At 61.3% G+C, this 26,666-nt stretch carries 26 protein-coding genes and 2 pseudogenes; 14 read left to right on the forward strand and 14 right to left on the reverse strand.

Going from position 1 to position 26,666, the window contains the following annotated elements; translation table 11 throughout:
- Window positions 1-36: 36 nt before the first annotated feature.
- The 5 genes from ABID44_RS15715 to ABID44_RS15735 all read left to right on the forward strand — a co-directional run bounded on the left by ABID44_RS15715 (window position 37) and on the right by ABID44_RS15735 (window position 5,336).
- Entirely contained in the window at window positions 37-1,032 is a 996-nt protein-coding gene (locus tag ABID44_RS15715; RefSeq protein WP_354152655.1) for an ABC transporter substrate-binding protein, read from the forward strand.
- A 171-nt stretch (window positions 1,033-1,203) separates the two neighbouring features.
- The gene (locus ABID44_RS15720; protein ID WP_354152656.1) at window positions 1,204-2,595 is read left to right on the forward strand and encodes an amidase; all 1,392 of its coding nucleotides are present in this window, start codon (window positions 1,204-1,206) and stop codon (window positions 2,593-2,595) included.
- Window positions 2,596-2,642: 47 nt separating this feature from the next.
- Window positions 2,643-3,896: a 3-oxo-tetronate kinase gene (otnK, locus tag ABID44_RS15725; RefSeq protein WP_354152657.1), complete on the forward strand. Its 1,254-nt coding sequence runs from the start codon at window positions 2,643-2,645 to the stop codon at window positions 3,894-3,896.
- A gap of 1 nt (window position 3,897) precedes the next feature.
- Window positions 3,898-4,539, forward strand: coding sequence for a 3-oxo-tetronate 4-phosphate decarboxylase (gene otnC, locus ABID44_RS15730; RefSeq protein ID WP_354152658.1), 642 nt, complete (start codon window positions 3,898-3,900; stop codon window positions 4,537-4,539).
- A gap of 2 nt (window positions 4,540-4,541) precedes the next feature.
- The gene (locus ABID44_RS15735) at window positions 4,542-5,336 is read left to right on the forward strand and encodes a hydroxypyruvate isomerase family protein (RefSeq protein WP_354152659.1); all 795 of its coding nucleotides are present in this window, start codon (window positions 4,542-4,544) and stop codon (window positions 5,334-5,336) included.
- A 39-nt stretch (window positions 5,337-5,375) separates the two neighbouring features.
- Here ABID44_RS15735 and ABID44_RS15740 read toward each other — a convergent pair whose 3' ends face one another.
- From ABID44_RS15740 to ABID44_RS15760, 5 genes and pseudogenes are all read right to left on the reverse strand, one after another.
- Window positions 5,376-6,113: an SDR family NAD(P)-dependent oxidoreductase gene (locus ABID44_RS15740; protein WP_354152660.1), complete on the reverse strand. Its 738-nt coding sequence runs from the start codon at window positions 6,111-6,113 to the stop codon at window positions 5,376-5,378.
- On the reverse strand, window positions 6,106-7,059 hold the full coding sequence (locus ABID44_RS15745) for a 3-hydroxyacyl-CoA dehydrogenase (RefSeq protein WP_354152661.1): 954 nt from the start codon (window positions 7,057-7,059) through the stop codon (window positions 6,106-6,108). Before ABID44_RS15745 ends, ABID44_RS15740 begins: the two co-directional genes overlap by 8 nt.
- Before the next feature lie 57 nt (window positions 7,060-7,116).
- Window positions 7,117-8,175: a LacI family DNA-binding transcriptional regulator gene (locus tag ABID44_RS15750; protein WP_354152662.1), complete on the reverse strand. Its 1,059-nt coding sequence runs from the start codon at window positions 8,173-8,175 to the stop codon at window positions 7,117-7,119.
- Window positions 8,176-9,462 carry a histidinol dehydrogenase gene (hisD, locus tag ABID44_RS15755; protein WP_354152663.1) on the reverse strand — a complete coding sequence of 429 codons (1,287 nt, stop codon included), beginning with the start codon at window positions 9,460-9,462 and terminating at the stop codon, window positions 8,176-8,178.
- A gap of 127 nt (window positions 9,463-9,589) precedes the next feature.
- Window positions 9,590-10,434, reverse strand: a pseudogene (locus tag ABID44_RS15760) (transposase family protein).
- Between the two features lie 48 nt (window positions 10,435-10,482).
- On the opposite strand from ABID44_RS15760, the pseudogene ABID44_RS15765 reads away from it, so the two are divergent.
- A pseudogene (locus tag ABID44_RS15765) lies at window positions 10,483-10,839 on the forward strand (alpha/beta family hydrolase); the annotation flags it as partial.
- Window positions 10,840-10,871: 32 nt separating this feature from the next.
- On the opposite strand, the gene ABID44_RS15770 reads toward ABID44_RS15765, so the two are convergent.
- Both ABID44_RS15770 and ABID44_RS15775 read right to left on the reverse strand, forming a co-directional pair.
- Complete coding sequence (locus ABID44_RS15770) at window positions 10,872-12,290, reverse strand: amidase (protein ID WP_354152664.1); 1,419 nt, start codon at window positions 12,288-12,290, stop codon at window positions 10,872-10,874.
- A gap of 15 nt (window positions 12,291-12,305) precedes the next feature.
- Window positions 12,306-13,598 carry an NAD(P)/FAD-dependent oxidoreductase gene (locus ABID44_RS15775; protein ID WP_354152665.1) on the reverse strand — a complete coding sequence of 431 codons (1,293 nt, stop codon included), beginning with the start codon at window positions 13,596-13,598 and terminating at the stop codon, window positions 12,306-12,308.
- 81 nt (window positions 13,599-13,679) lie between these two features.
- Here ABID44_RS15775 and ABID44_RS15780 point away from each other — a divergent pair, with 81 nt between their 5' ends.
- The 5 genes from ABID44_RS15780 to ABID44_RS15800 all read left to right on the forward strand — a co-directional run bounded on the left by ABID44_RS15780 (window position 13,680) and on the right by ABID44_RS15800 (window position 18,071).
- Entirely contained in the window at window positions 13,680-14,309 is a 630-nt protein-coding gene (locus ABID44_RS15780) for a cupin domain-containing protein (RefSeq protein WP_354152666.1), read from the forward strand.
- A 93-nt stretch (window positions 14,310-14,402) separates the two neighbouring features.
- Complete coding sequence (locus ABID44_RS15785; protein WP_354152667.1) at window positions 14,403-15,641, forward strand: M24 family metallopeptidase; 1,239 nt, start codon at window positions 14,403-14,405, stop codon at window positions 15,639-15,641.
- A gap of 27 nt (window positions 15,642-15,668) precedes the next feature.
- The gene (locus tag ABID44_RS15790; RefSeq protein ID WP_354152668.1) at window positions 15,669-16,526 is read left to right on the forward strand and encodes a substrate-binding periplasmic protein; all 858 of its coding nucleotides are present in this window, start codon (window positions 15,669-15,671) and stop codon (window positions 16,524-16,526) included.
- 61 nt (window positions 16,527-16,587) lie between these two features.
- A complete protein-coding gene (locus ABID44_RS15795; protein WP_354152669.1) occupies window positions 16,588-17,295 on the forward strand; it encodes an amino acid ABC transporter permease in 708 nt (235 codons plus the stop codon).
- Entirely contained in the window at window positions 17,295-18,071 is a 777-nt protein-coding gene (locus ABID44_RS15800) for an amino acid ABC transporter ATP-binding protein (protein ID WP_354152670.1), read from the forward strand. Before ABID44_RS15795 ends, ABID44_RS15800 begins: the two co-directional genes overlap by 1 nt.
- 26 nt (window positions 18,072-18,097) lie before the next feature.
- Here the strand turns inward: ABID44_RS15800 and ABID44_RS15805 are convergent, their stop codons facing one another.
- The 4 genes from ABID44_RS15805 to ABID44_RS15820 all read right to left on the reverse strand — a co-directional run bounded on the left by ABID44_RS15805 (window position 18,098) and on the right by ABID44_RS15820 (window position 21,773).
- Window positions 18,098-18,442 carry a transposase gene (locus tag ABID44_RS15805; protein ID WP_354152702.1) on the reverse strand — a complete coding sequence of 115 codons (345 nt, stop codon included), beginning with the start codon at window positions 18,440-18,442 and terminating at the stop codon, window positions 18,098-18,100.
- A 452-nt stretch (window positions 18,443-18,894) separates the two neighbouring features.
- Window positions 18,895-20,394 (reverse strand): pyridoxal phosphate-dependent decarboxylase family protein, encoded by a 1,500-nt coding sequence (locus ABID44_RS15810; RefSeq protein WP_354152671.1) that lies wholly within the window; start codon window positions 20,392-20,394, stop codon window positions 18,895-18,897.
- Between the two features lie 20 nt (window positions 20,395-20,414).
- Entirely contained in the window at window positions 20,415-21,500 is a 1,086-nt protein-coding gene (locus tag ABID44_RS15815) for a PLP-dependent cysteine synthase family protein (RefSeq protein WP_354152672.1), read from the reverse strand.
- A 60-nt stretch (window positions 21,501-21,560) separates the two neighbouring features.
- Window positions 21,561-21,773 (reverse strand): cupin domain-containing protein, encoded by a 213-nt coding sequence (locus ABID44_RS15820; protein ID WP_354152673.1) that lies wholly within the window; start codon window positions 21,771-21,773, stop codon window positions 21,561-21,563.
- A gap of 396 nt (window positions 21,774-22,169) precedes the next feature.
- On the opposite strand from ABID44_RS15820, the gene ABID44_RS15825 reads away from it, so the two are divergent.
- The 3 genes from ABID44_RS15825 (at window position 22,170) to ABID44_RS15835 (ending at window position 25,197) form a co-directional block, all read left to right on the forward strand.
- Window positions 22,170-24,191, forward strand: a complete 2,022-nt coding sequence (locus ABID44_RS15825) for a transcriptional regulator (RefSeq protein ID WP_354152674.1) — start codon at window positions 22,170-22,172, stop codon at window positions 24,189-24,191.
- A gap of 91 nt (window positions 24,192-24,282) precedes the next feature.
- A complete protein-coding gene (locus tag ABID44_RS15830; RefSeq protein ID WP_354152675.1) occupies window positions 24,283-24,522 on the forward strand; it encodes a baeRF11 domain-containing protein in 240 nt (79 codons plus the stop codon).
- A 36-nt stretch (window positions 24,523-24,558) separates the two neighbouring features.
- Window positions 24,559-25,197, forward strand: coding sequence for a glutathione S-transferase family protein (locus tag ABID44_RS15835; RefSeq protein ID WP_354152676.1), 639 nt, complete (start codon window positions 24,559-24,561; stop codon window positions 25,195-25,197).
- Between the two features lie 87 nt (window positions 25,198-25,284).
- Here ABID44_RS15835 and ABID44_RS15840 read toward each other — a convergent pair whose 3' ends face one another.
- From ABID44_RS15840 to ABID44_RS15850, 3 genes are read right to left on the reverse strand one after another with little or no spacing between them, the layout of a single operon-like run.
- The gene (locus ABID44_RS15840; RefSeq protein WP_354152677.1) at window positions 25,285-25,701 is read right to left on the reverse strand and encodes a GFA family protein; all 417 of its coding nucleotides are present in this window, start codon (window positions 25,699-25,701) and stop codon (window positions 25,285-25,287) included.
- A 40-nt stretch (window positions 25,702-25,741) separates the two neighbouring features.
- Window positions 25,742-26,206 (reverse strand): SRPBCC family protein, encoded by a 465-nt coding sequence (locus tag ABID44_RS15845; protein ID WP_354152678.1) that lies wholly within the window; start codon window positions 26,204-26,206, stop codon window positions 25,742-25,744.
- Window positions 26,203-26,523: an ArsR/SmtB family transcription factor gene (locus ABID44_RS15850; RefSeq protein WP_354152679.1), complete on the reverse strand. Its 321-nt coding sequence runs from the start codon at window positions 26,521-26,523 to the stop codon at window positions 26,203-26,205. The genes ABID44_RS15845 and ABID44_RS15850 overlap by 4 nt, the downstream gene beginning before the upstream one ends.
- Window positions 26,524-26,666 lie beyond the last annotated feature (143 nt).

Genomic DNA, 26,666 nt, shown 5'->3' on the forward strand with positions numbered 1-26,666 from the left:
AAAAATCAAGTCGAACCTGTAGAGTGGAGAATTAAATTGTTTAATTACAAGGCCATCATCACAACGGCCGTCATGCTTGGCGCGACCGTTTCCTTCAGCCATGCGGAAGCGGCAAAGACCGTGCGCATCAATCAGGCGTTCCAGTCGCTGCTTTATCTTCCCCTGTATGTCGCGCGCGACAAGGGCTTCTTCGAGGAAGCCGGAGTGGACGTGAAGATCACGACCGGCGGCGGCGCCGCTCAGTCCTGGTCGGCGGTTCTCGGCGGCTCGGCCGACTTCTCGATCCATGATCCGGTCTTCATCCCGATCTCCAAGGCCAAGGGCGGTCCGGGTGTCGTCGTTGCAGCCATCCAGGATGCTCCGGCGGTGTGGGTTGTGGGCAAGGATTCGACCGACTTGCAGGATAATGTCGCGCTGTTCAAGGACAAGATCGTCACGACTATGCCGGAGCCGGACAGCACCTGGGCCTTCTTCAGCTATCTGATGCAATCGAACAATTTCGACAAGGACTATGCCAAGATCAACCAGGTGGGTGTCGGCAATGAAATGGCGCCGCTTCTGGCCGGCCGTTCCGACTACGCGCTCGGCACCGAGCCCCAGATCAGCCAGGTCGAGACGGAAGGTATGAGCGTCGTCTACTCGTTCTCCGCCGATCCCGACTGGTATCCGTTCGCATTCTCCGCGCTGCTTTCGACCGAGGCTTACGTGAAGGACCACGCCGATGAGACGCAGCGCGTGGTCAATGCGCTTCAGCGCGCTTCGGAATACATCTACACCAACACCGATGATGCGGTGAAGGTTGCGCAGGATGCGTTCCCGGATCTCGACAAGGCGGTCGTGGAAAAGGCTGTCCAGCGTGAACTGGCCGCCAAGGCCTATCCGAAGGAAGTGACCGTTTCCGAAAAATCCTGGGAAAATGCGATGCGCATCGCGGATTTTGTCGGCATCATCGACAAGGACGCCGACACCAGCAGCTATGCCGGCAACGTCAACACCGAGTTCGCGAAGAACGCTGTCGGCCAAGCCGACTAAGGCGTATCGCCCGGTAACCCTCGCCGGGCCAGGCAAGACCTTTTCGCTCTCATGGCGGAAAGATCGGACCGGGTCCGGCGAACATCTGCAATCATATCTGAGCGGTTTCGGATTGCACCGCACAAGGGACGACATGAAGCGGTTGTCCATGAGTCACGAACGAGGCCTGCCGTGAGCGAACTTCATTTTCTCGAACTGCTTGAACTGACCCGTCTCATTCATGCTGGCAAGCTGTCGCCGGTGGAGGTTACGGAAGCCCAGTTGCAGCGGATCGAAAATGTCGACGCCGATATTTCAAGCTACGCGGCGGTCAGCGCCGACAGTGCTCTGGAAGCCGCGCGACAGGCCGAGGCGGAGATCAGGGCCGGAAGGATAAGAGGCCCGCTTCATGGCGCGCCGGTGGCCGTCAAGGATCTGTGCTGGACCACCGATGCGCCGACGGCGGCAGGTACGGTCGTCCGTTCCGGTTTCATGGCCGATGAGGACGCCACGGTGGTCAGGCGCTTGCGCGATGCGGGCGCGATCATTCTCGGCAAACTCAAGCTCACCGAAGGCGCTTACACCGATCATCATGCCGACATCGCCGCTCCGAAGAATCCGTGGGGGCGCTCCCACTGGGTCGGCGCATCCTCATCCGGCTCCGGCGCAGCGCCCGCTGCCGGGCTTTGCTACGCCGCCATCGGCACAGATACGGGCGGCTCGATCCGTTTCCCGAGCGGCGCCAACAGCATCACCGGCCTGAAGGGAACCTGGGGCCGCGTCAGTCGCCATGGAGTGTTCCCGCTGGCCCCGACACTGGATCATGTCGGCCCGATGGCGCGCAGCGCCCGCGATGCGGCGGCTGTCATGGGTGCGATTGCCGGCGCGGATTTGCTGGACCCCACAGCCACGCTTGCCCCCGTCCCGGATTATCTGGCCGAAACCTCCAAGGGGGCTAAGGGGTTGCGGCTGGGCATCGACGCCAAATGGCTCTCCGATGTCGACGGCCCGGCCGGCGCTGTGCTGGACGAGGTCAGGCGCGTCGCCGTGCAGCTTGGTATGGATCTGGTGGAGATCGCGTTTCCTGATTCCCGACAGATAGTCATGGACTGGTTCCCTCAATGTGGTGTCGAGGTGGCGGTGGCGCATGAGGGAACCTATCCCTCACGCCAGGGCGAATACGGTCCCTCGCTCGCCGGACTGATTGAACTCGGCCGCGCCACAAGCGGGTTGGAGTACCAAAAGCTGGTTCTTCGCCGCGTCGATTTCACCGGACGCGTTCGCCGCCTGTTCGAGGATGTCGATCTGATCCTCGCGCCGGTGCAGAGCTTTTCGGCTCCGACTTGCGAATGGATGGCCGGACTTGGCGTCAATGTCGAGACTGTGCGCCGATTGCATCAATACACCAGTCCGTTCGATTCCTCCGGGAATCCCACCATCACCTTGCCGGGCGGCTTTACAAGCGGGGGATTGCCGATCGGCTTCCAGTTCATCGCCGGGCATCTGGAGGAGTCGCTGCTGCTGCGGGCCGGCGCTGCGTTTCAGGACGCGACAGACTGGCATCGGCGGCACCCGCAGATGTAGATCCCGGGGTTCGCTTCCCAAGCCTGACAGCCTCATAGGAGATAACCATGCTGCTCGGTTGTATCGCCGACGACTTCACTGGCGCGAGCGATCTAGCCAACACTCTCGCCAGGCAGGGAATGTCGACGGTGCAGTTTGTCGGCGTGCCGGATAAGCCCGCGCTGGAATGCGAAGCGGGAGTGGTTGCGCTCAAGACCCGCTCCATCGCCCCCGAGGAGGCCGTGGCGCAATCGCTGGTCGCGTTGGATTGGCTTCTGGAACAGGGTTGCCAGCAGATATTCTTCAAATATTGCTCGACTTTCGATTCCACTCCACAGGGCAATATCGGTCCGGTGGCCGAAGCTCTCCTGGATGCGCTCGGCGCGCACAGCGCTGTGGTCTGTCCGGTGTTTCCGGCGGCCGGCCGCCGGCTCTTCATGGGGCATCTTTTCGTCAATGATCGCCTGCTCAGCGAATCAGGTATGGAGAAGCATCCTCTTAATCCCATGATCGATCCGGACGTTCGCCGGTGGCTGCGCCTGCAAACGAAAGGTGAGGTCGGGTTTGTCGGATACAAGCAAGTCCGCATGGGCCCTGAGGAGATTGCAGCCGCGCTGGAAGCGGAGGCCGGGGCCGGCCGACGGCTTATCGTAATCGACGCGGTAGAGGACGACGATCTGTTCGCCATCGCCGCGGCGCTGGTTGGCCAGAAGCTGGTCACCGGTGGTTCCGGCCTTGCGCTCGGGTTGCCGGAAAATTTTCGCAGGGCCGGGCTGCTGGGAAAACAGAGCGCGCCTTATACGCGTCTGAGCGGCCCCGGCGTTGCTCTGTCCGGATCGTGCTCGACTGCCTCGCAAGCGCAATTGGCTCACTATCTAAAGTCTCATCCGGGACTAGCGCTCGATCCGGCTGAACTGATGGCGGGCCGGCAAACCCCGGACATGGCTGTCGCGTGGATCCGCGAGCATCTGGACAGTCAGCCCATGGTCTACTCGACCGCCGATCCAAAGCAGGTCGCGGCCGATCAGATCCGGTTCGGGCGTCAGGAACTAGCCGAAAGGATCGAAGGCTTTTTCAGGATGCTTGCGACGAAACTGGTGGAGGCCGGCGTGGTCCGGATCGCGGTTGGCGGTGGCGAGACTTCGGGTTCTGTGGTCGCCGGTCTTGACGCACACAGTCTGTTAATCGGCCCCGAGATCGATCCCGGCGTCCCGGCGCTTGCTGCGATTGGAACGCGGCCCGTGCGCCTTGCGCTCAAGAGTGGAAATTTCGGTGCGCCCGATTTTTACGAAAAGGCGCTGAACGCGCTGGGAGATGGCTGAGATGAGCAGCAATGAGGAGCGGATATGCGAAGACATCGTGCGGTGGAGCCGTTCGCTGTTCGAGCGCGGCTTCACCGTGGGATCGTCCGGCAACATCTCGGTAAGGCTGGACGATGGTTTTTTGTCCACGCCGACCAATTCATGTCTCGGCTTTCTGGAGCCGGAGCGTCTGTCGCGCTTGGATGCCGAAGGGCGGCATATAGGCGGTGACGCGCCGACCAAGGAATTGCCGCTGCACATGGCGTTTTATGCGGCGCGCCCGACCGCGCGCGCAGTGGTGCATCTGCATTCGACTTGCGCCACCGCGCTTTCCTGCCTTGCAGACGTCGATCCCGACGATGCGATCGCGCCGGTTACGCCCTATGTGGTCATGCGTGTCGGACGCGTGCCGGTCCTGAATTACACCAGACCGGGCTCCGCCGACATCGTGCCCCTGATCCGCGAACGGGCCAGCCGCTGTTCAGCTGTCCTGCTCGGAAACCATGGGCCGGTGGTGGCCGGCACATCGTTGGAAGGCGCGGTGTTCGCAGCGGAAGAGCTGGAGGAAACCGCGAAGCTGATCCTGCTTACGCGCGGCATGGCCGTCCGCACGCTCGATGCGGTGGCGGTGGCCGATCTAGAAAACTCGTTCCGTCTCAGGTGATCATGCCCCGTTTTTCAGCAAATCTCGGCTTTCTGTGGCCGGAACTCGATCTCATCGGGCGCATTGAATGCGCGGCTGCGGCCGGGTTCGGGGCAGTCGAGCTTCACTGGCCCTATGACGTTCCGGCGGGCGATGTGCGCGCCGCCTGCACGCGTCACGATCTTGCCCTGCTGGGCGTCAACACAGGCGTTGGAGATGCATCGCGCAGCGAGTTCGGACTGGGCGCGGTTTCAGGCCGCGAAGCCGATTTCCAGGCGCTTGTGGACCAATCGATCGCCTATTGCCGCGACAGCGGTGCAACATCCATCCATGCCATGGCTGGCGTCACGGCGCCCGATGAACGGATTGCGGCGAGATCGACGTTTCTGCGCAATCTCGAAGTTGCCTCGAAGAAAGCGGCGCGGCACGATCTGACGCTGTTGCTGGAGCCGATCAATCCGCGCGACAAGCCGGGCTATTTCTATTCGCGCATCGGCGAGGCTGCGGAACTCATTCAGGAGCTTGGCGCCACAAACGTCAAGCTAATGTTCGATGTCTACCATGTCGGCGTGACGGAGGGCGACGTTCTGAAGCGGCTGGAGCGCTTCATGCCGATGATCGGCCATATCCAGATCGCGGCGGTTCCCTCGCGCGCCGAGCCCGATGAAGGCGAAATCGCTTATGGCCGGGTTTTGAAGGCTATTGACGCGCTGGGCTACGAGGGCTGGATCGGTTGCGAGTACAAACCCCGCGCCGATACCGGAGCAGGGCTTGGGTGGATCGATGCGCTTGGTCTTGGCGCCAGCTTCCGCCGCTGATTCCTGGTTTTCTGCGTTTTCGCCGCGCTGCACAATGCCCTAACCAAGCGGCCTGCCGCCATCGACGGGAATGATCGCGCCCGTCATGAAGGACAGGCTGGTCGCCGCAGCGATCACGGCGCTTCCGATCTCCTCCGGCCGCGCGAGACGGTTGAGCGGCGTACGTCCGGCCTGATCGTTGCGCCAGTCTTCATCGAGCTGCTTGACGAATTCCGTGTCGACTAGCCCCGGCGCGACCGAAACCACGCGCACGTCAGGCGCCAGCGCCCGCGCCAGCGACCGGGTGAGATTGTCCACCGCCGCCTTGGAGGCGCAATAGGCGATGTTGCTGCCCATGGCCGTCGTTGCCGCAATGGACGATATGTTGACGATTAGCGGCGAGGGTGCGGCCCGCAACAAGGGCAGCATGGCGCGGGTGGATGCGATCACCCCACGCACATTGACCGCGAAAATTTCGTCGATCAGCGCATCGTCGAGCATGTCGAGATCGTGATGGGGTACGAAGCGGGTGATGCCCGCGCAATTGACGAGCAAGTCGAGACGGCCATACGTCTCGTTAACCCTCGCGGCGGCAATGGCCAGCATTGCCGAATCCGTGACCGGTGCGTGAACGGCGATATGACCGTCGCCGGAAAGTTCTGGCAGCAGGGTTTGCGCCTTGGCCCGTGTCGTATAGCCGAGCGCTATCCGCATTCCCGCATTCGCGAGAGCATGGCATATGGCCTGGCCGAGGCCGCCGGTAGCGCCGGTGACGAAAGCGCATTGTCCTTCAAGCATCGCCCTTGTCTCCGCTTTGCTTGCGGAAGGCCGCTATCCGCGTGAGGTAGGCGTCCCGCCACTCGCGCCGCGCGGACAGGTCAGTCTCTGCCAGAACCTGCCGCCGTTCGTCTTCGACGCGCGCGATCAATTCGTCGGACCACGGGCGCGGTTCCTTCCGCGACCGGGCGATTCCGTGGTAGAGCGTTCCCAGGCGCTTCGCATAGTCGGCGACGCCGCCCGGCGCGTTGAGGTCGATAGTCTCGAACGGGCCCATGAAGGACCACCGAAGCCCGAGTCCGTGAGCGACGGTCTTGTCGATGTCAGCGGCGCTGGCGTAGCCTTCCTCGAACAGCGCCCACGCCTCGTTGAGCAGCGCGCCCTGAAGCCGGTTGAGAATGAAGCCCTCGATCTCCCGGCGCACCATGACGGGAACTTGGCCGACCCTCTCCATCAGAACGCGGACACGCTCTGCCGCTGCCTTGTCGGTCCACGGTGTGGGTACGATCTCGACCACCGGCACCAGATGCGGCGGATTCACCGGATGCGCCACCATGAAGCGCTCCCGGTTGACACAGTCCTGCGTGAAGGCGGATGCGGGGATGCCGGAACTGGAGCTGCCGACGATGGTGCCGGGAGCCATCGCAGCATCGATGAGTTGCGAGACCTCGCTTTTGACATCGACGCGCTCGAATACCGATTCCTGCACATAATCGGCATCGACAAGCGCCTCCTCTATCGTTCCGGCGATGCGGATGCGGGCAAGTATTTGCGCCGCATCATCGATCAGGCCGACGCCTTGAAGGTCGGCGAGCGCATCCTTGATGAAGGGCAGCGCCCCTTCGCGCACAGTGGGAAGCGTATCGTAGACGGCGACCTCCAGTCCTGCTCTCGCAAACACGATGGCCCAGCCGGAGCCGACAAGGCCAGCGCCCACGATAGCGATCTTGTTGATGGGCTCAGTCAATGTGACACCTCAGGAGATTGTAGCCGGAAGGAATGGCAAAGAGATGGGAACAATGATCTAGCGCCGGCGTGTAGTGGTGCGCTCGACGATCGCGCGCGGCGCAAGCCGGGTCACGATGGGTTTTTCGCGCGGATCGGCGGCCAGCGTCGCGGCAAGCTCGACGGTCGCCGACACCATCTCGTCCACTGGCTGCCCCACCGTAGTGAGGCCGTGCGAGGGCCAGCCGGCCATGGCGATGTCGTCGAAGCCCACCACCGAGATGTCGCCGGGAACATCGAGGCCGAGCCTGTTGCGAACGCCGTCGATGAAGCCCAACGCGACAATGTCGTTGGCGCAGAAGACCCCGTCCGGACGCTCTTCCAGTTCGCCAAACGCGCCGGCCGCTTCATAGCCCGCCTCGTAGCTGAAGCTCCCGGCTTCTATCACCACGGGCCGGGTGAGACCTCGCTCCACGACGCGCTTCAGAAAGCCGTCGCGCCGCTCCATATTGGTCGAGGCGTCGGCATAGGCCGAAATATAGGCGAGGCGCTTGTGGTTGCGCTTGATCAGAAAATCCGCCGCCTTGCCGCCGCCCTTGGCATTGTCGCAGCTTACGCCGAAACTGTCGGGATCGCTGGACAGGCGGTTGAAGAAGATGCACGGGCTACCCGCCGTCCGGCACTCTCGCATTGCTTCCGATGACAGGGTAGCGGCAAGTATGATGACCAGATCGGGCTGATAGGAGAGCAGCAGCTTGACCGCATCGTCGATCTCACCCGCTTGCGGAGCGGAAATCAGCATGACGTTCATGCCTATCTCGTGAAGCCCGGCGGCAAGCCGCGACATTACTTCCGGATAGAACGGATTGGTGATATCGGATACGACCATCCCGGCGATCTGGGTGCGGTTCGTCTTCAGGCTCTGGGCCATCGGATTGGGCCGATAACCGAGTTCCCGTGCACGTTTGAGCACCAGTTCGCGGGTTGCCGGAGCGACGACGGCCTCGGCGTAGAAAGCGCGTGAGACGGTCGAAACCGACATTCCCAGATCGCGCGCCAGGTCCTTGACTGTGACCCGCGACCTGCCCTTACGCGAGCCCGGACCCGCCGAGACGCCCAGTTCGTTCACTTCCTCCATTCATACCGACCCGGATTTCCCGTACCGCCTGACGCGGATATTGGCCTGCTCCGAATGGCCGATGAAGCCTTCGAGCCTGCAGAGGCGGGAGCAATAATCGCCGACAAGTGCGCTGGCTTCGTCCGTCTCGATCCGCTGATATGTGCAGGTCTTGAGGAACTTACCAACCCACAGCCCGCCTGTATAGCGCGCCGCCTGTTTGGTCGGAAGCGTGTGATTGGTGCCGATCACCTTGTCGCCATAGGCGACATTGGTGCGTGGCCCAAGGAACAAGGCGCCATAATTGGTCATGTTTTCAAGGAAGAAATTCGGATCCGCCGTCATGACCTGCACATGCTCGAAAGCCAGCCGGTCGGCGACCGAAACCATTTCCTGCTGCGTTTCGCATACGATCACCTGCCCGTAATTTTCCCAAGCGACGCGGGCGATGTCGGCGGTCGGCAAAACGGAGAGCTGGCGCTCGACCTCCGCCATGGTCTCACGGGCGAGAGCGTGGGAAGTCGTGAGCAGTATGGCTGGGCTGGTTGGTCCATGCTCGGCCTGGCCAAGCAGGTCGGTCGCACAAATTTCCGCATCGACCGTTTCGTCGGCGATGACCAGCGTTTCCGTCGGACCGGCGAAGAGATCGATGCCCACACGCCCGTAAAGCTGGCGCTTGGCCTCCGCCACATAGGCGTTTCCGGGGCCGACAATCATGTCGACCGGAGCGAGCGTCTCGGTGCCGAGCGCCATAGCTCCGATTGCCTGCACGCCGCCGAGCACATAAATCTCGTCCACACCGGCCAGATGCATCGCGGCGATGATTGCCGGGTGCGGCTCGCCGCCGAAGGGTGGCGCACAGGCGATCACGCGTTTCACGCCAGCTACCTTGGCGGTCACGATGCTCATATGGGCGGAGGCCACCATCGGATATTTGCCGCCGGGAATGTAGCAACCGACGGCGTTCACCGGAATGTTGCGATGGCCGAGAAATACGCCGGGAAGCGTTTCGACCTCGAGGTCCCTGATGCTGTCGCGCTGCCTGCGGGCGAAATTGCGGACTTGTTCCTGTGCGAAGCGGATGTCGTCGAGATCGCCCTTTGTAACCTTGGACATGGCCCGCTCAATGTCAGCGTCGTCGAGGCGGAAACTTTCAGGGCTGTATTTGTCAAAGCGGGCGGACAGTTCCCGGACCGCGGTGTCGCCGCGGACGCCGATGTCGGCGAGAATGCCCTCAACTACGGACTTGACGGCGTTATCGTCGGCCAAAACCTCATTCTGATCCTTGCCAGTCTTCAGATATTCCATTTGAGGCAGCCCCTGTGATCCATCCCGGTTTTCTGCTGGGAGGTGTCTTGATAGAAATGGGAACGTTCTCTGAGAACGTTCCCATTTCTATTTCCGGCGAGAGACGATTGTCAAGCCATCTAAGTGTTTAGTCCGTGTTTTGATGGACTGGATTGAGTCTGAATCTTTCAGGCTCTTTTGTGCAGCGCTGGCAGATGAACTCGTAGGGCGTGAGGCTCTTGAGGGTCTTGAGCCTGCGGGCAAAGTTGTAAGCTGCGGCGAAGTCGGCGAGGTGTTGCCTGAGCTGGTCGTGGCTCTCGTAGTAGAAGCGCTTGACGGTCGCATCCTTGATCAGCGGTACGGCAGAGCCTCCGGCACCGGGTGTGGTGAACTGAACGCCGTTGTCGGTGAGCACGGTGTGGGTCTTGTAGGAGATGGAAGCGAGCAGCCGCAGCAGGAACTCCCTGGAGATGGCGGTTGTGGCCTTCTCATGCAGTTCGACGAAGGCGCACTTCGAGGTGCGGTCGATGGCGACGAACATATGCAGCTTGCCCTGTTCGGTTCCCACCTCGGCGATATCGATGTGGAAGTAGCCGATCGGATAGCTCTTGAACTTCTTCTTCGCCGGCCGATCGCCTTCAACATCGGGCAGGCGGCCGATGCCATGGCGCTGCAGGCAGCGATGCAATGACCAGCGGTCAGATGCGGGATCGTTGGCGGGAGGGCGTAGAGACAGTCATTCAGCGGCAGTAGCGTATAGCGCCGGAAAGCCACAATGACGGCCTCCTCCTCCTCGACTGTGAGGACGGTGGATCGCGGCTGCTTCGGGCCGGTCGGCAGATCGGCCACCGAGGTCCGCTTCTTCCACTTCGCAACTGTCTTCTGGTTGATCCCGTAACGCTTGGCCAGCGCTCTCAGGCTCTCTTGACTATGTTGTATAGCTCGACGGACCGCCGCTGTCGTCGTGGCGCTCCCATGGTGAACCTGGCCCATAGCGCATCCTTTGATTCCGAGGATAAGGATGCTCCATCAAAGCCTGGGATCAAACACCTAGCGCACGGGGCCGGCGCATCCATGGATTCAACATTGATGAACGCAATGGCCAAGTCTCTCGCGTCGGCGGGGCTACGGGTCGCGCGCTTTGAATTCGCTTACACAGCAGCGCGACGCCCGGGGGATGGACGAAAGCCGCCTCCGAAGGCCGAACGTCTCCTATCCGAATACGTGGCTGCCGTCGATGATCTCGGCCCGACCACTGGACCACTTATCATCGGCGGAAAATCGATGGGCGGACGCGTCGCCGGCATGGTTTCCAATCCGTTCTTTGAAGCGGGCTGGGTCGCAGGACTTCTTTGTTTAGGCTATCCGTTTCATCCGCGCAAAAGACCCAACCAGGTACTCAAAACGTTGCAACACAACCGTTCCGCAAGCTAATGCGGATTGCGAAGGACCGGAGGGAGCAGGCTCTCCGCCAGCGCCCCGATCTTGAGAGTAGCCAGGTCGGAATATCGACGACCGACGACCTGCAATCCCGTGGGCAGGCCGGTTGCAGTGAGACCGCTTGGAACCGACAGGGCAGGGCATTGCCCGATGAGGTTGAACGGCGCGGTCATATCCAGCCCATGATAGAGGCCCTCGCGATCAATCGCACCAAAATCGCGGTCGGTGAGCGATGCCAGTGGGGCGGGTATCGCCGTGGTCGGGCAAATCAGCGCATCGAAATCACGCAGCACCGACCGAAAGCCGTTCCAGAATTTGGTGCGTTCAATCTCCAGCCGTTTGTAGTGCACTGCCGAGATCTGACGGCCCTGTTCGATCAGCCTGCGTACGGCCGGGTCGAGAAGCGACGCGCCTTCATCATAGGCACCCTTGAAATAGGCCGCCATGAAGACGCGCCAGTAGTCCATCCAGACATCCAGTATGCCGGTGGACCAGCCAAGCTCGACCTCTTCGACGATTGCGCCGGCTTGCCTGAGTTTGTCCGCGGCGTGCCGCGTGTTGCGCTCCACTTCGGGGTCGACCGCATAGAATCCGAAATCAACGGACAGTGCAAGGCGTAGCTTCCGCGCATCCAGGTCCAGCGAGCCGTCATAGCCGAAGGGAACCGGCAGGGACTGAATGTCACAATCATCGGGGCCTTGCGTGGCGGCCACGAACAGCGCCGCATCTGCGCAGTTCCGTGACAGCGACCCGAAATGCGAGATGTTGTCGAAACTGCTCGGCAGTATGTCGAGCGGAATTCGGCCAAGACTGGGTTTCAGCCCGACGATCCCGCACAATGCCGCCGGAATGCGCACGGAGCCACCCATGTCGGTGCCTTCGGCAAGCGGCACCGCGCCGGTGGCGACGGCGACGGCTGAGCCGCCGGAACTGCCGCCGGACGTTCGGGTCTCATCCCAGGGATTGCGCGTTACTCCGAACAAGGGGCTTTGGGTAAAGCTGGAAAATGCGAATTCAGGCGTCGTCGTCTTCCCCACGATGATCGCGCCGGCACGACGCAGCGCGGAGACGATCCACGCATCGTCTTGCGCCACTTGCTGCTCGTACGCGCGCGAGCCCAGGGTAGTGACCTTGCCCTTTATGGGCGTCATGTCCTTGATGGCGACGGGAACGCCGTGCAGCGGCCCGACATCTTCGCCGTCGCAAATGCGGGTATCCGCCATCTCGGCGTGGGAAAGGGCATCCTCGCGGTAGACGTCGGCAAACGCATTGTATCGCGGATTGATCTCGTCGATGCGGCCGAGGCTCGCTTTGACGACTTCGGTGGCGCTCACTTCCCGAGACCGGAGGAGCCGCGCCAGTTCGGTCGCCGAGCGGGAGAGTATCTTATCGTCGTGAGATCGGTTCACCTCAGTCTCCCAAACTTACGCGCCCAAACCCAGCCGGTCGCGCAGGCGATAGTAACCTATCGCGGCCGTCAGCATGGGCTGCCTTATGAAGCGCCACGGCACGACGGAAAGATTCGTCACGGGGATGGCGTCGGCAAGCTCGCCGCCTGTTATCCGGTCCGCGATCACCCGGCCCATCGTCGTTGCCGCCGCTACGCCTCGCCCGTTGTATCCCTGGCCGATATGCAGACCCGGTTCCGGCTCGTGTAAATGCGGAAGCTCGTCCATCGTCAGACCTACCCGGCCTCGCCAGCGATACTCCACCCCCAGCCCGCGAACGGTGGGGAATATTTCGACGAGCCGCTTGTACAGGTCCCGGTAAAGCGAATCCGGCCTGCCGTCCCCTACGGGCCCACGCCCGCCGATGAGTAGCTGTCCATGCGGGCCTCGCCGCATGTAGATGGCAACTTTCCGCGTCTCGGAGAGGCATGCGCCCGTCGGCAGGATCGGCGCGCCGATATCATGGGGCAAAGGCGTAGTCGCGATCTGCAGGCTGCTGACGGTCAGTAGCGACCGCTCAAGCGCAGGCAGCAGAGGGCCGGAATAGGCATCCGTCGCCACCACGACTCGCTCGGCCTCAATTTCGAAACCGCGGCCGCTCAGACGCCAAACGCCGCCGTCGCGAACCAGCTTCTCCACCCTCGAATTCTCGAGCAGAACCGCTCCCCGATCCCGCGCCGCCCGCGCCAGTCCGCGCGCATAGGCCAGCGGCTGGACGGTCCCGGCCCTCCGGTCGATCAGCCCGCCGGCATAGGCATGGCTGCCAGTCAATTCGCCAATATCCGCTGCGGAAAGCAGCTCGATGTCGGCGCCCCGCGAATGCCAGTCCTGCCAACGGCTCCTGATGGGCGGCATGGCGCCTGGCGCATGCGCAGCGAGTATCCACCCGGCGCGGCACGGCGCACATCTGATCGAATGGCGGTCGACCAGGGAAAAGACGAATCCGGCCGCGTCGCCGAACAATTCGACGAGGGGGCCGGCCTTCGATCCGAAAATGCGCTCCAGATTCCTTGGATCGCGCTTCAATCCGGGGATGACCTGCCCGCCATTCGCACCGGAAGCGCCGCTTCCAACCTCTCCGGCCTCCAGCAGCGCAACCCCGACCCCGCGCTCAGCCAGATGCAGCGCGGCACTAAGCCCTGTATAACCGCCTCCGATGACAGCGACATCGGTCTGGAGGAAGCCGGTCGCAGGAGGAGCCTCGAGGGGCGGCTCTTCGGAGATCGCCGACCAAAGAGAGCGTTGCCGGGCTGGGGCTGAATCGGGCATCAACAACCTCAGTCGCCAAAAGGCGCGTTGCATTTTGCGGATTTGATTGCAATAAGACTAAAACGTAGCGGAGTCAATTTAATGAGCGGTGGAACTATCCAGGAAGATCATGCAACGAAGGGGGACGTCTCCGCAAAAGAGATATCCCCCGCCGATCTGTGGCTCGGCCTGCAACTTCGGACCCTGCGCAAGGCAGCGAAGCTGTCGATGAGCGAGCTGGCCCAGAAAGCCAGTCTGTCGATCGGGATGATCAGCCAGATCGAACGCGGAATCGCGTCGCCTTCGATACGTTCGCTGCGACAAATCAGCGATGCACTGGGTGTGGCCCCGGCCCAGTTCTTTCACGACGGACTGCAGCCCCCTTTGGAAGAAATGGGGAAAATCGTAAGGAAATCAGGGAGACGACAGTTATCGCTTCCAAGAAACGGTGTCGCCAAGCAGCTTTTGACTCCGGATCTGGACGGCGCCACCGAAATGCTGCTCGTCATCGTCGAACCCGGTGGCACGTCGGGTCCGGAACATTACGTCCACAAGGGCGAGGATGCCGGAATCGTCCTCTCGGGCTCGCTGGAACTGTGGATCGAAGGGCATATGCACCTGCTCCAGGAGGGCGACAGCTTCAGGTTCAAAAGCACCTTGCCGCACCGTTTCGCCAACCCGACGGACGCAGAGACGCGGGTTCTGTGGGTCATCACCCCTCCACTTTATTGATCTATCACGTTATAAATTGGGCCGTATTTTGAAATCCTATTGCAATTCATCCTTTTCCATGCAACGACTCCGGCCAGACGGGAAGGATGGATAATGGATTACCGCGACGACGTCTATTTCAACAGCAAGCCGGAAAACGAATCTCCGTTCAGCGCTGAGGAGTTCGCGTCGCGATTGACGCGGCTGCGCCAGAAGATGGCGGAGGCGAAGATCGACATGCTCTACCTGATGGCGCCGGAGAGCATGTATTATCTCTCCGGCTATCAGGCTGAATGGTATCAGGCGCAGTCGCCCCAGCAGTGGCCTGCAAGCTCTGCCATCGCGGTCCATGTCGATCACGACCGGTACATCCTGTTCGACAGCGAGCGCGAGGCGGTGCTGGGGCGCATTTTTACGCGTTCCGTCGACACGCGCTACTTCCCGCGCGATGCCCTTCGCGGCAGCGCGGAGTTCATCGCGACGGAACTGAAGCGCGAGGGCTGGCTGAACGGCACCGTCGGCATGGAATTCTGGAGCTATCGCCCCAACCGGATGATTAGCCACCGGCTGGAAGATGCCTTCACCGCAGCCGGCGCGAAAGTCGTGGACGGCACGCAGCTGCTTCGCGAAGTGCGCTGGGTGAAGTCGCCGGCGGAAGTGGAATGCCTGAAGGAAGCCGCCCGCATCGCCAACGTAGGCATGGCGGCGGCAAGGGCCGCGATCGGAGCAGGCGTTTCCGAACTCGAGGTCTACGGCGAGATGGTTCGGGCCATGGCGTGCGCAGGCGGCGAGAATCCCGGCATCACGATGCCCGTACTTTCCGGAACGAAGACCAACGCGCTGCATGGACTGGCGACGCGCCGCAAGATGCAGCATGGCGAAATGGTGCTGGTCGATCTGTCGGGCGTCTTCAAGCGCTACCACATCAACATCGCCCGCTCGTTCTCCATCGGCGAGCCCAGCCCGGAAGTGAAAGACCTCACCGACCGGGCGGCACGCTCGATGGATGTCATCCGCTCGATCCTGCGTCCGAACCTGCCTGTCAGGGAATTCAACACGACGGTGATGGACTATCTGAAAAAGGAAGGGCTGTGGGAGCGGCGCGGCTGGATCGGCGGCTATGAAATGGGCGCTGCCTTCCCTCCCGACTGGGTGGGCAACTTCATCTTCGACCCGCTGTCGGACGTGAACGCGGATCGCCTGTTCGAGCCGGGCACGGCGGTCAACTATGAGAACCAGTTCTTCATGCCCGCCCATCAGGGCCAATACTTCACGATCGAGTCTTTCCTGTTCGAACAGGACAAGGCGAGCATGCTCTCGGACCAGCCGTTCGAGTTGATCGTGATCGACTGACGCGACGAAAATCAAGGGAGGAGTGAGATGACAAGAATGAAGCTGCTGGGCTGGAGCTTGGCCCTTTGCCTGCTGAATTCGACCGCAATGGCGCAGGCGGACTGCCTGCCGGCCATCAAGTCGGCCGGCGTGCTCAAGGTCGGCGTCGGCATCATGGGGCTCAAGCCATGGATATGGCAGGACGACAAAGGCGACTACACGGGTCTGGAAAAGGAGATCATGGACTTCGTGGCCAAGGATATCGGCGTTTCGAAATACGAATATGTGGTCACGGAATGGTCCACCCTTATTCCGGGCCTGAAGGCCGAGCGCTGGGATGTCGTCATGTCGGCGATGTCAAAGACCCAGCAGCGCATGCAGGAAGGCGGCGTCATCTTCTCTGACCCGTACTTCATGTATAACGACCGGCTGATCGTGCTGAAGGACTCCAAATACCAGAAGCCCGAGGACCTCAAGGGCGAGAAGGTCGCGTCCGTCATGGGCTCGATGGATTCGATCGTCGCGCATTCGCTCGCCGACAAGGGCGAGATCGGCGAGGTGCTCGACTTCAACAATTTCGGCGAGCCTTTCCAGGCTCTGCGCAACGGTCAGGTCCAGGCCGTCGTGCTGGATCAGGCCACGCTGCTCGGCCAGATGTCTGAAAACTCCGACCTGCGTGTCGTCGGCGCCCCGCTGTTCTACGTGCCGGGCGAGGAATGGGAAGAAGCGGAAAGCAAGGCCGATTATCGGCTCGGCGCGGTAGGCATCGCCATGCGCCCCGAATGCGCCGATGTTCAGGCTGCCGTGGATCAAGCGCTTGAAAAGCTCGACAAGCAAGGCCTGCGCAAGGACATTCTGCAGCGTTATGACCTGTGGGACGACACCCAGGTGAAGCTCCTCAAGTAGGACCGGCGTGGTTCGATCCGGCGCCGGTGCGCGGGATCGACTGCGCCAGCAGTGGTAAATCATGCACGATCTTTTCTTCGTACTCGCGCCAAGATATCTGCCGCGCCTGCTGGAAGGCGCCTTGGTGACGGTTCAGCTTTCCGTCATCGCCATGGCGATCGCCACGGCGCTAGGCCTGTTGGTGGCGCTCGGACGAATGGGAAAGTCGCGCCTCCTGCGCTTTGTCCTGAACGCCTATGTCGAGATTTTTCGCGACGTTCCGCTGATCGTCCAGTTGCTGGTAATCTATTTCAGCCTGCCGAGCATCGGCATTTCGCTGCCGGCATTCTGGGCCGGGGTTCTGGGGCTCAGCCTCAATCTCGGCGCCTACATGTCCGAGATGTTCCGGGCCAGCATTCTATCCATCGACAGCGGTCAGCGTGAAGCCGGGCTTTCGATCGGCATGTCCCATGCCTCGATCCAGCGTCGCATCGTTCTGCCGCAGGCCTTCCGCGTCGCGCTTCCCACGATGGGGGGCTATTTCATCGCCCTTCTCAAGGATTGCTCGCTGGTGTCGTTCATCGCCGTCAATGAGCTGCTGCGGCAGGGCAGCATGATCATCGCCTCGACCTTCAAAAGCATGGAAATTTACCTGCTGGTGGCAGTCATCTATTTTGTGATGAGCTTTGTCGCCTCGCGCCTTGTGGGCTTGATCGAATGGTGGCTTACACCGGCCTACCTGCGGTCACCCTCTCTGGTCGCACGCATCACCGACGGGAGTGCGCGCTAGTGGAACCGGTTCGCGACGAGGCCCTGATCCATATCCGCGGGCTGGAGAAATCTTTCAAGGGGGTTCCGGTCCTACGCGGCATAGATCTGAGCGTGCGCAAAGGCGAAGTGGCCTTCATCATCGGGCCGAGCGGTGGCGGCAAGTCGACGCTGCTGCGATGCATGAACTTCCTCGAGACACCCAACGCGGGCACCGTCAGCTTCGCAGGACAGCGGCTGAGCCAGGGCAGCAAGGACTCCTTCCAGCTGGCGCCGGATGTCGAACTGCGCAAGGCACGGGCGCGCATGCCCATGGTGTTTCAGCACTTCAATCTGTTCAATCACATGACCGTTCTGGGCAACATCATTGAAGGGCCAGTCGTCGTGAAGGGGCAGGGCAAAGCCGATGCAATTGCGAATGCAAGGCGGCTTCTCGCCCAGTTCGGGCTGGCCGAGCATGAGTCCAAATATCCCGCGCAGCTTTCCGGCGGACAGAAGCAGCGTGTCGCGATCGTGCGGGCGCTGGCGCTGCAACCCGAAGCGATCCTGTTCGACGAACCGACATCGGCTCTGGACCCGCAACTCGTCGGTGACGTGCTGGAAGCGATGCGCGAACTGGCGGGATCCGGCCTGACGCTCATAATCGTGTCGCATGAGATGTCTTTCGCCAGGGTCCTGGCGGACAGCGTGCACTTTGTAAGTGGAGGTGTGATCGCGGAGAGCGGAAGCGCGGAGCAGGTCTTTGAACGCCCTCAGACAACTGCGCTTAGACAATTCATGGATTCCATTCAACGGTGAGGTAAATAACCAGATCGTCGGCACATCTAGAAACCGTGCCTAAGTGATTGGATTTGATCGCCATGGCGTGGCGGTTTCAGCACTGCGTTTGCGATTGGTAAGAGCCTGCGTGCGATGGCGATTATGATGAGCTTGTGGGGCTTGCTACGTTCTTCGAGGCGTTTGACGACATGACGCAACGCCCGCCGTCCACCGACGATCCTTCTCTTGCCGCGCATTGTTCCACTGTCGTGTGGCGTCGGAGCAAGGCCTGTCATGGCGGCCTCGCCGGCGGTCATCCGACCGAGTTCCGTCATTTCGGCGATGAGCATAGCCACAGAGACCGGGCCGATTTCCGGGCTGCATCGCAGCAGCCGTGCTGTCGTAGCCAGATTGTCATCCTAAGCTATGATATTGGCAATTCCGCGCTCGGAAATCTGTGCTGCGCATATCGACGATCTGAGCTCGCCGGGTCGTTAAGGTTCTGAGAGTGCGCAGGTTTTCCCGTGGCAGTGTCCGTCCGGCTTCTGGTCGGAACAGCATGAACCCCGCGATGAGTTCTGCGTCGATCCGATCTGTTCGAGACGGTGGAGAGAGGCGGGATCAGCCTGCTAGCAAGCGTGGTCATGCCACAAGATGTTAAGCGCTGTGTCCCACCTCGTTGCCGCTCTTGGCCGGGAGCGGCAATGAGGCTAAACCAGCAGGCCCGAGACACATAAGATGTTACAGTACCGGGGCGGCAAGTTGATCGTCCACTTTTCGCCCAGGTCATCGATAAGCAGCCGTTCTGTTGTCTCGGCGACATAGATCCTGCCCATGTTCTTTTCCCGGATGCGGGGTCATATCATGGCAAATCTTCAAGCTTCACCCGGGTTTCCAGCAGGGTATCGCCACGCCGTACAATCTCTGTAACCAGCAGCTCAAGGTCATCGTGGCGGGTGCGATGATTGCAGATCGCTGCGCGCAGGCAGTGCTTTCCATGCAATGCCGTATCAGACAGGACTGCGATGCCGTCCTCCTGCAACTGCAGCATGATCTCGGTGTTGAGCGCTTTCAGCCCGTCCTCATCCAGTCCTCCCGGATCGAACCGAAAGCAGACGATGTTGATGATCGTTGGGGCCATCAGACAAAGCTGAGGCGTCTTCGAGATCATGCGGGCAAGAGTGCGGGCCTGGTCGATATTCTGGTCGATCAGCCGGCCGAACTTTTCCGCGCCATGTTCCTGCAGCGCCATCCAGACCTTGAGCGCGCGGAAGCCTCGCGACGTCTGCAGACCAAGCTCGTAAAGCCACTCGCCGGAGGCGATGCCGCGCGGCGCCGAGGCAAGATACTCCGGCTGCGTGGCGAATGCGGCGTGGTGCGCGCCCGCATCCCGCACCAGGCAACAACCGACATCGAAAGGCGCATGCAGCCATTTATGCGGGTCGAGCGCCAGCGAATCTGCGCGTTCCAGTCCCGCGACAAGCGCCCGATTGCGCGGTGCGATAGCAATCAGCGCCCCAATGCACCCATCGACATGGAACCACATGTCCTCTTCGGCGGCGACATCGGCAAGCATTGCCAGATCATCTATCACGCCTGTGTTGACCGCCCCCGCATTGCCGATGATGCAGGCGGGCAGAAAGCCGGCCGCCCGGTCTTCGGCAATCGCCATCCGCAGGGCCGCAATGTCGATACGGAAATCCGCGTCGGTCTCTATCCGGCGCAGCGCGGCATTGCCGATCCCAAGGGTCTCGACCGCCTTACGGTGGCAATTGTGGATCTGGTCCGAGCCATAGAAGCGCAGCTTCTTCGGCAGCGCGGCAACGCCATGCTCGCGTATGTCCATGCCGGCCTTGACGTTGCGCGCCACCGTCAGACCGATCAGATTGGCAACCGAGCCGCCGCTGGTGAGCGTTCCGCTTGCGCTTGCAGGGAAACCGACAATCTCCTTGCACCAGTCGATCACCTGTCGATCGACGAGGGCGGCGGCATGGTTGCCGCCACCCAGATTTGAGCCCTGCACGGCAGCCATGAAGTCCGCCAATGCCCCGGTCATGTTGCCGGAGCCCATATACCAGGCCCAGAAGCGGGGATGCACATTGCCCATCGGATAGGCCATCACATCCTCGGTAACCCTCTGCAGGACGGCTTCGAGGGGTTGAGGCTCTTGCGGCAGCCCGCCCTTGAAACGCGACCTCACCTCTTGCGGCATCTCTCGCCACGCCGGCCTGTCACGGACGTGGCGGAGATAGTCGATGGCGAGGTCGATGGTGTCATGCCCCAGTTGCGCCACCACCTCCCAATCGTGAGGGTCCAGCGTGTCCTCAGCCCTCACGGAGAGCGACTTATGGTTGGTGTCCATGGTGCACCTCTTGCCGTCGGTCAGGCGGCGTATTGGAAGCCGGGTGTCGAGCGTGACAAAGCGAGTTCTTCCTCGTCCATCTCGGTTTCGATGCCGTCGAACAGCGGTGTCGATAGATAGCGCTCGCCGGTGTCCGGCAGCATGCACAGGATCACCGATCCGGCCGGTGCCAATTCCGCGATCTGCCGTGCAACGCCGAAGGTCGCGCCGCCGGAAATGCCGGTGAAGATGCCTTCGCGGCGCGCCAGGTCCCTGGTCCAGCGGATCGCCTCCGTGCCGGCGATCGGCACCACCTCGTCATAATATTTCTGGTCCACCGCCTCCTGCAGCACGTGGGGGATGAAATCCGGCGTCCAGCCCTGGATCGGATGGGGTTCGAATGCAGGATGGGACGCCGCAGGCGTACCACCCGGCCCGCGCTGCTGGACGTGGCCGCTGCCAAGAAGCTGCGCATTCGCCGGTTCCGCCAGCACGATGCGTGTCTGGGGACGCTCGCGGCGCAGCACGCGACCAACGCCGGCTATCGTTCCGCCGGTGCCGTAGCCGGTGACGAAATAGTCGAGCGATGAGCCGGAAAAGTCATTGATGATCTCGCGCGCTGTGGTCGCCTCGTGAATGGCGGCATTGGCGTCCGTCTCGAATTGACGCGCCAGGAACCAGCCGTTGGCCTCGGCAAGTTCGACCGCCTTTTGATACATGCCAAAACCTTTGAGAGCACGTGGGGTGAGCACCACCTTGGCGCCCAGCATCCGCATCAGCTTGCGTCGCTCGACGGAGAAACTGTCGGCCATGGTGACAACGAGCGGGTAGCCCTTCTGGGCGCAGACGATGGCAAGCCCGATGCCGGTATTGCCGCTGGTCGCCTCGACGACGGTCTGTCCCGGCTTCAGCAGGCCACCGCGCTCTGCCTCCTCGATGATGTTGAGTGCCAGCCGATCCTTCACCGATCCTGCCGGATTGAAGAATTCGACCTTCGCATAGATCTTGGCGTGGTCGACGCCCAGATGATTGATCCTCACCGTCGGCGTGTCCCCGATCGTGTCGAGGATGCTGTCGAACAGCCGGCCACGGCCGGCGGTGGTCCTCATTGCTTCACGAATTTTCATATCTCAGATCCTTGGTGCTGAGTCAGATCAGCCGTTAGTCGATTGATCTGTCATTCTCGTTCAATTGATGCGGGGATCGTCCGGTGGATCGACGTACTCGACCGCGAAAGGCCCAATCGCGTGGCTCTGGACGATGCTTTCTTCTTCCGTCCATCCGAAATAAGCCTCGCCGGTCGGGACCTGGAGGAAGGATCCCGGCCCCATCAGGTCCACTGGGCCGCGGTCGGGCTCGTCGCCTATGGCCGTTCCGAAACCACCGGAGATGACGGTCACATGTTTCTCCTTCGGATGGCGATGCGCGGAAATTTCGTACCCGGCCGGAAATTTCAGCTGCACGACGAAGGTCCTTCCTCCGCCGGGTTTCCGACGTGCACGGCCACTTGCGCGCCAACGGGAAGTATTGGCGGCCCCGGCTGGAACTTCATGTCCTGCATCTCGAAGACATGGTGCTTGCCATATGCGCCTCGATCGGGGCGATGGACAGGGCAAGCGCCGTGCTGATTACCGCGGCACCCGCGAACGCCGTTTATGTGCGGTTGTTGCTCAACATCGTTTTCATTGGCTCCTCCTTCGTGTGAGACATGGCGCAACGGCGGGGATGCCATTGGCCATGCAGGGTGATACAATCGCGGCGAGGGTGGCGGCGTTGTTGAAAGCGTGGAAACGCGCATGGGAATTCCCGGCCAAAGTGCGGCACCGGCGGTTTGTTCGCTCTCGGTGCGGATGTTCGGCCATCTCGCGGTAACCCGGAATGGCGAGGCGCTGGCCCTTCCGCCATCGCGCAAGGTGCGCGCGCTTCTTGCCTATCTTGCGACGTCGCCGCATCCGGTCGGGCGTAGTCGGCTCTGCGAGCTTTTGGGCGACATCCCCAACGATCCGCGTGGGGAACTGCGATGGTGCCTGAGCAAGCTGCGCTCCCTGCTCGACGAGCCGTATCGAAACCGTGTTCAGTCCCGCGAAGACCTGGTCTGGCTTGACCTCGCCGACACCAGCATCGACGTGCTACGGGTCGATCTTGCCATGCGCAGCGGCATCGAGACGCTGAAGCTCGAGCTTGTGCGCGAACTCTGCGACCTGATGGTCGGTGACTTCCTTGAAGGCCTCGACCTTGCCCGCAGCCCGCAACTTGACCATTGGCTGGCCGGGCAGCGCCGTCATTACCGGACCTGTCAGGCGTCGTTCCTCGAACGGCTGATTGAACTTTCGCCGGATGATCCCGAGCTACTGCGCAAGCACGCCGACAGATGGGTCGCCCTGTCGCCGCTGGACATTCGTGCCCAGACCATGTTGCTCAAGGCCCTGCTCCAAAGCGGTCCGCCGGATGAGGCCGAGCGGCATTTCTTGGCGATTAACCGCCTGTTTTCCGCAGAGAAGATCGGCGTCGAGCCTATCCGACGCGCCTGGCTGGAAATGCAGAGAAGCGACGCTTCTCCAGTCACTGTTCCCGCCACTGTCTCGGAGCCGCACCCCCGGATCTCAATTGACGGATCAGCCACTAAAATTCCTGTAGATGAGCACCGTCGTGCCTCGCTTGCAGTGCTACCGCTGGCGGATTGCGACCGCAGAGGCGAAATGGCCGCCGGGCTCACGCATGACATCATCACGCGCCTCGCGAAACTGCGCAGTCTTTTCGTCATCGCACGGGGCTCCGTGTTCGCTCTCGCCGAACAGGGCATTAGCCCGGAGGAGGCTGCGCGCCGCCTCGACGTCGATTATTATGTCGCTGGTGTCGTGAAGCGTCGCGAACACAAGATGCTGGTCAGCGTCGAACTCGTCGAGACGAGAACCTCGCACATCGTCTGGTCCGAAGAGTTCGAATTTCGGCAGGACGACACATTCCTGCTACTTGATGACATTGGCGACAAGATCGTGGCGTCGATCGCGCACGAGATCGAGACCGCCGAAAAGAACCGCGCGATCCTCAAGCCGCCGAACTCGCTCAACGCCTGGGAGGCGTATCATCGGGGCCTTTGGCACATGTATCGCTTTACCCGGCCGGACAATGATCTGGCCCAGCAGTTCTTCACACGCTCCATCGAGACCGATCCGACGTTCGCGCGCGCCTATGCAGGCCTTTCCTTCACACACTGGCAAAGCGCCTTCCAGCATTGGGCCGATCGCGCCCGTGAGACTGACCTTGCTTTGAAGGCCGCGGGCCGCAGCCTGATCGTCGACGAGCATGATCCCGCCGCCCACTGGGCAATGGGCCGCGCGATGTGGCTGCGCGGAAGACATGGCGAGGCGGTCGCCGAACTTGAACGCTCAGTCGAGCTCAGCCCGAACTTTGCGCTTGGTCACTACGCGCTTGCCTTCGTGCAGTCGCAGTCCGGCGATCCCTCGGTTGCCATCGCGTCATCAGATCATTCCCGCAGCCTCAGCCCGTTCGACCCGCTACTGTTTGGAATGCTCGGCGCACGCGCCATGGCGCATGTACGGCTGGGCCAATACGAGGAAGCCGCCGACTGGGCTTTGATGGCAGCAGCGCGCCCCAACGCGCACATCATCATCCTCGCCATCGCCGCGCATTGTCTCGCCCTTGCCGACAGGTTGGACGAAGCACGCAATTTAGTCGCGGTAATCCGCCAGACGATCCCCAATTTCCGAGTCGCCGATTTTCTCGCGACATTCAGGTTCGCGCCGGACACCGAGGAGGTTTTTCGCCGCGCCGCCCACTGCATCGGGCTTGATTGAGACACTTCCTCCCGCATCTTCGTTTACGTTCGCTTCCAGCAATATATCCGGAAAGTCGACGCCACCCTTCGCCAGGTTCTGACCCCCGCTGGTGTTGGCTGCCACCGGCAGGCTGGCGTCGGTCTTCGCCCAGACCTGCTCCTATCCGCGTCTTTTGAAGGATACGATCGCAGACAGTCCTGACCAGTTCAGCGAAGCCGAACTTGCGAACAAGGCGCGGCCGATCCTCGACAAGGCCTATGCTTCCGAGATCGCCGACATCCATGCGCTGTTCGACAGGCGCGCCGGATATACTTCGCTGCTGGAATTCGCCAATGAATCGCCGCTTTAGCAGGGCATTCCGCGACAAGAGACCCTAGGAAAACAGATGGGAAAACCACGATTATTCGGGGCGGACTACAGCGTCTATGTGCGCATTTCCCGCCTTTGCCTTCATGAGAAGGGCGTCGATTACGATCTGATCCCGATCGATATCTTTGCCCCGGAAGGCGCCTCAGCAGACTACCTTGAGCATCAGCCCTTTGGGAAAATACCATCGTTCGAGCATAACGGCTTTCGCCTGTATGAAACGGGGGCGATAACCCGCTACGTCGATGACGCCTTTCCGGGGCCAGTGCTCCAGCCTGTCGAGCCGAAGGCGCGGGCTCGGATGAACCAGATCGTCAGCATAGCCGATGGATATATCTACCCGCATCTCGTTTGGGGATTGTATGTCGAGCTTGTTTCAAAGGCGGCCGAAGGCGAGCCGCCTGACGAAAATCGTGTGGCGCTGGCATGGGCGAAAGCGCCGGTATGCCTTGACGTCCTCGCCGACTTCCTGGGCGACAGCCCTTGGCTTGCAGGCGATCACATTACCCTGGCCGATCTCTACGTCGCCCCGATGCTCGACTATTTCTTATTGGCGCCCGAGGGACGGGAAATGTTCTCTGCGAAAACAAATCTCGTGGAGTGGTGGGATCGCATGAATGCTTGTGAAAGCTTTCAGATTACCCGCCGGTCGAGGTGACCGCCGTCCAACGGCTCGATCGAGCCGGAAACGGAAGCCAACTCTGAAGTTGAATCCTTGCGCACGGCATGTTGCCCCCGCCGCACTTCAACCAGGCGGCATCCGATCGAATTTCTGCAGCGACGAATCCATCGTGTCCCAGGCAAGACCGCGGGCGGTGTACGTGATCGCTTGCGGGTTAAATTGGCCTGGGTCGTCAAGGCTGGCCGCGTGGACTGCAATCAAATCCGGCATTGCAGCGAACGTCAGATAGACGGGGCCTCCACAAGTCGGGCAGAAGGCGTGGATCTTTTCATTTCCGCTGTCGCCCGCCACTCGCCAGCTATTCGCCTCGCCCGTGATCGTCACATCGACCCGCTTCGGGAAGGTCAGATACGATCCATGTCCGGTGCCGCTTCGTTTCTGGCAATCGCGACATTGGCAGTGGTTCTCGAAAATAGGTTCGCTGCTCGTCTCGAAGCGGATCGCGCCGCATGAGCATCCGCCCGTATATTTCCTGGTCATTGCCATCTCCCGTTCGAAGATTGATGATTGGCCCAAGGGATCAGGCCGCCTTTGGCTTGGCGAAAACATCGAGGCCCTGTCCGGTTTCCAGGAAGGACTTCATGCTGGAAAGAACGATTGGCCAGCCCTTGCTGACGCCCTTTGCCATTCCGCTTTCGGCTTCGAGTTCGTCATGCGTCACGGTCAGCCGGACCATGCTGTCATATTCCTCGACCTCGAACGTCACCCGGCTGTGGGCATCCGGGTCGGAGGCCTGCGAGGCGTTTGCCCAGGTGATGACGAGGCGGGTCGGTGGCGAGACTTCGATGACCTTGCCGACGAGTTCGACGGTGCGCTCGTCATTCGCGCGGAGATGCTGCCAATTCGATCCGGGTTGCCAGTCTGAGACATTCTCGTGGCCCCAATAGCGCTTGGCGAGGTCCGGTTTCGTGATGGCCTCGAACACCTTTTGCGGCGTCGATTGGATGTAAGTCACATAGACGAAGCTGGTCTTTTCCCTGATCATCGTTGCTCTCCTTCGAGTTCCTTCTTCAGATCATGCAGAAGGGTGAGCCGCTGATGCTCGAACTTGCGCACCCAGCGTTCGTAGACCTCGTGTAGCGGCACGGGATTGATGAAATGCAGCTTTTCGCGACCGCGCCTGACCGTGGTCACCAGATTGGCCGCCTCCAATATCCCAATGTGTTGTGTGGCTGATTGCCGGGCCATGTCGAGGTTTTCGCAAAGCTGGCCGAGCGTCCGCCCGTTCTTCTCACAAAGAAGGTCAAGCAGCTTTCTGCGTGTCGGATCGCCCAACGCTTTGAAAACCAGGTCAGCGTGCATCGGTCTCACTCATTTGCAAGGATATAATATGCAGGCAAATACCTGCATGTCAAATGCCGGTTTCGAGCCCGAGCGTTTGGGATTTCACCCGGGAGCTCCGCGCGGCAACTCGTCGTGAGGCGAGAACGCCTATAGCGGACCTT

It is taken from the genome of Aquamicrobium ahrensii, from assembly GCF_040545755.1.
GTDB classification, from domain to species: Bacteria; Pseudomonadota; Alphaproteobacteria; order Rhizobiales; family Rhizobiaceae; genus Mesorhizobium; species Mesorhizobium ahrensii.

Bases quoted from the DNA above. Each gene is read 5' to 3' on its own strand.
- ABID44_RS15740 (WP_354152660.1), bottom strand. From the start codon at position 6,113: ATGCTTGAAGGACAATGCGCTTTCGTCACCGGCGCTACCGGCGGCCTC.
- ABID44_RS15785 (WP_354152667.1), top strand. From the start codon at position 14,403: ATGGATTACCGCGACGACGTCTATTTCAACAGCAAGCCGGAAAACGAA.
- otnC (WP_354152658.1), top strand. From the start codon at position 3,898: ATGAGCAGCAATGAGGAGCGGATATGCGAAGACATCGTGCGGTGGAGC.
- ABID44_RS15795 (WP_354152669.1), top strand. From the start codon at position 16,588: ATGCACGATCTTTTCTTCGTACTCGCGCCAAGATATCTGCCGCGCCTG.
- ABID44_RS15825 (WP_354152674.1), top strand. From the start codon at position 22,170: ATGGGAATTCCCGGCCAAAGTGCGGCACCGGCGGTTTGTTCGCTCTCG.
- ABID44_RS15775 (WP_354152665.1), bottom strand. From the start codon at position 13,598: ATGCCCGATTCAGCCCCAGCCCGGCAACGCTCTCTTTGGTCGGCGATC.
- ABID44_RS15850 (WP_354152679.1), bottom strand. From the start codon at position 26,523: ATGCACGCTGACCTGGTTTTCAAAGCGTTGGGCGATCCGACACGCAGA.
- otnK (WP_354152657.1), top strand. From the start codon at position 2,643: ATGCTGCTCGGTTGTATCGCCGACGACTTCACTGGCGCGAGCGATCTA.
- ABID44_RS15835 (WP_354152676.1), top strand. From the start codon at position 24,559: ATGGGAAAACCACGATTATTCGGGGCGGACTACAGCGTCTATGTGCGC.
- ABID44_RS15815 (WP_354152672.1), bottom strand. From the start codon at position 21,500: ATGAAAATTCGTGAAGCAATGAGGACCACCGCCGGCCGTGGCCGGCTG.
- ABID44_RS15810 (WP_354152671.1), bottom strand. From the start codon at position 20,394: ATGGACACCAACCATAAGTCGCTCTCCGTGAGGGCTGAGGACACGCTG.
- hisD (WP_354152663.1), bottom strand. From the start codon at position 9,462: ATGGAATATCTGAAGACTGGCAAGGATCAGAATGAGGTTTTGGCCGAC.
- ABID44_RS15750 (WP_354152662.1), bottom strand. From the start codon at position 8,175: ATGGAGGAAGTGAACGAACTGGGCGTCTCGGCGGGTCCGGGCTCGCGT.
- ABID44_RS15840 (WP_354152677.1), bottom strand. From the start codon at position 25,701: ATGACCAGGAAATATACGGGCGGATGCTCATGCGGCGCGATCCGCTTC.
- ABID44_RS15780 (WP_354152666.1), top strand. From the start codon at position 13,680: ATGAGCGGTGGAACTATCCAGGAAGATCATGCAACGAAGGGGGACGTC.
- ABID44_RS15790 (WP_354152668.1), top strand. From the start codon at position 15,669: ATGACAAGAATGAAGCTGCTGGGCTGGAGCTTGGCCCTTTGCCTGCTG.
- ABID44_RS15845 (WP_354152678.1), bottom strand. From the start codon at position 26,206: ATGATCAGGGAAAAGACCAGCTTCGTCTATGTGACTTACATCCAATCG.
- ABID44_RS15735 (WP_354152659.1), top strand. From the start codon at position 4,542: ATGCCCCGTTTTTCAGCAAATCTCGGCTTTCTGTGGCCGGAACTCGAT.